The following is a 901-nucleotide window of genomic DNA, read 5'->3' on the forward strand; positions in this document are numbered from 1 at the left end:
CGAATTACCAGACACCACGCGAAGCACGTATCTGCTATCGTCCACCCATCGCCCTCGCGGCATGAAACTCCGGTGTCCGGTCCCGGGGTGGAACTTCAGACCTGGAGCACGATCGTGCCTGACGCCGGGCATCTGCCCGGCGGGGTGTGGACGACGGTGGCGGTGGCCAATCTGGTCGCCACGGTGCTGACGTGGTCGGGGGCGGCGGATGCGGCGGGCTGGTGAGCGGGTCGCTGACCCGCCGTTGGTCGCCGGCGGGGCGGTCGCGGGATACAGCGTCGACGGTGGCCGCGATGATCCCGGCCGGGTTGTTCTGGGCGATTGTGCTGGCCGGCTCATTGCACGGTCTGGTCTCGTTCGGTCGAGCGTGCTGGGTTGGGATGCCGGCTGGCAGTACCTGGTCCCAGGGACGTTGGATGGAGTCAGCGTGACGTTCGCGTTCCTGGCGTTCCGCGCGGTGCAGATGAAGAAGGCCCCGGATTGGCAGAGCCGGCGGAACGCGGCCACATCGTCGCCGCGCTCAGCTCCCGCACGACCGGCGGGAAGACGCCTGCCCTGTGACCGGCGCCCCGCGCCCGCTGAGTCTCGAGCTGCCTCAGTCGGGCACGCGCGGTCCCCAGCTTTCTCGTTCCCTCACACGTCGAACCTCGGACCGATGGGGCGATTCCGTCCCACACCGATCCGCATGCGGCGATCGCCGCGTTCCTCGGGTCGGCGTTCCGCCGGTCGCTGTTCCGCCGCTCCCTGTTGCGTGGGTCGCTGTTCCCTGGGTGGCTGTTTCGTGGGTGGCTGTTTCGTGGGTTGAAGTTCCACCCTTGAGCCGGACACCCTGAAACCAGACAGTGGTCTGGGGGAAGGATGTTCCGGTGCCCCGCCCTTCGAAGTACTCCGAGGATTTCCG

Annotated in this window: 1 protein-coding gene; it reads left to right on the forward strand. The window is 68.0% G+C overall.

All coding sequences use genetic code 11. The features are described 5' to 3' along the window. Nucleotides 1–87: 87 nt before the first annotated feature. Entirely contained in the window at nucleotides 88–225 is a 138-nt protein-coding gene (locus tag IH26_RS61045; protein WP_157437915.1) for a hypothetical protein, read from the forward strand. Nucleotides 226–901: the final 676 nt, after the last annotated feature.

The sequence above is a fragment of the Actinoplanes subtropicus genome (assembly GCF_000721705.1).
Classification (GTDB): Bacteria; Actinomycetota; Actinomycetes; order Mycobacteriales; family Micromonosporaceae; genus Actinoplanes; species Actinoplanes subtropicus.